Consider the following 1,030-nt stretch of genomic DNA (forward strand, 5'->3'; position numbering starts at 1 on the left):
ATCGCTTGCAGGTGCTTTAGTCGTAAAATTTCTGGAAGTTCACATTCTATAGAAATTTTGACCTTTTATGCCCGATGTAACCAAATATGCCAGAGCAAAGGCAATGACATTAATCAGTATAACAATAATAAGTACATATCTTAAAGTCAATCCGACTGAGATCCAAAAATCCTTGTCGTTAAAAACACCTAAATAATTGTTTAACCCAACATATTTTTTTTCTGAAGAAATACCATCCCATTTAAACAATGTTATATAAACACCATATATGAAAGGTATAAGTACTACGGTTATAAAAGCAAACATTGCCAATCCGTTAAAAAATAATGCATTTCCAATTGTTTTGAATTTCAATTTATTATGCAACACCATGCTCTCCCTCCCTATCTTATAGAAATATGTTGATAGATGTTTATTAAGTCTACCATCTATCAACATATCATAGGTTTCTAGTTCAAGAATACAATCTTATTCAACTGCCGACCAATACTGCTCGACCTCATGGGCAACAGTTTCTCGGTCAATTTTGTCAACAAGATATTTCTGCATGGTCGCACCGAGTACTTCCCAGTGATTAGCTGGAACATAGTTGCCTGCAAAGGCAATGGATTTACCTGCATTGTTGTATTCTACTATGGCTTGTGCCAAAGGACTACTTGGTATCATCTCAACATTGGTGAATCCCATGACGATATTGGCTTTATTCACCATGAAATCTTGACCGTCTTGATCATATACGATCCAATCAAGAAAAAGTTTCGCTGCATCTTGTTGAGCTTGTGTGCTGCCCTCTTTGTCAACAAAAATCTGTTTGGTAGATCCAATAGCGATTGCATTGTTACTTGGATTTGAACCATCATTGCTAATTGGAACAGGGATAAAACCAAACTTTCCATCCGGATTACTTTTTTGAATCTCTAAGATGGCCCAGTTACCATTAAAAGTAATACCAGCTTCGCCCCTAGCTACCGGACCAAGACTCTCTGGGTAGTCATATGCCATCGGGTCATTTTTTGCCATATTGTAATTT

2 protein-coding genes are annotated in these 1,030 nt (G+C 36.6%); both read right to left on the minus strand.

All coding sequences use genetic code 11. From position 1 onward, the window contains the following. Nucleotides 1–39 precede the first annotated feature (39 nt). A complete protein-coding gene (locus P0N36_RS15465) occupies nt 40–372 on the minus strand; it encodes a hypothetical protein (RefSeq protein WP_275843788.1) in 333 nt (110 codons plus the stop codon). Between the two features lie 96 nt (nt 373–468). Beyond that, nucleotides 469–1,030: extracellular solute-binding protein (locus tag P0N36_RS15470; protein ID WP_275843789.1), on the minus strand; the 562-nt coding region annotated here is incomplete at its 5' end.

The organism is Petrocella sp. FN5 (assembly GCF_029210395.1).
Classification (GTDB): domain Bacteria; phylum Bacillota; class Clostridia; order Lachnospirales; family Vallitaleaceae; genus Petrocella.

What these genes read in the sequence shown, in the direction of transcription:
- P0N36_RS15465 (WP_275843788.1), bottom strand. Translation starts at nt 372, where the DNA reads ATGGTGTTGCATAATAAATTGAAATTCAAAACAATTGGAAATGCATTA.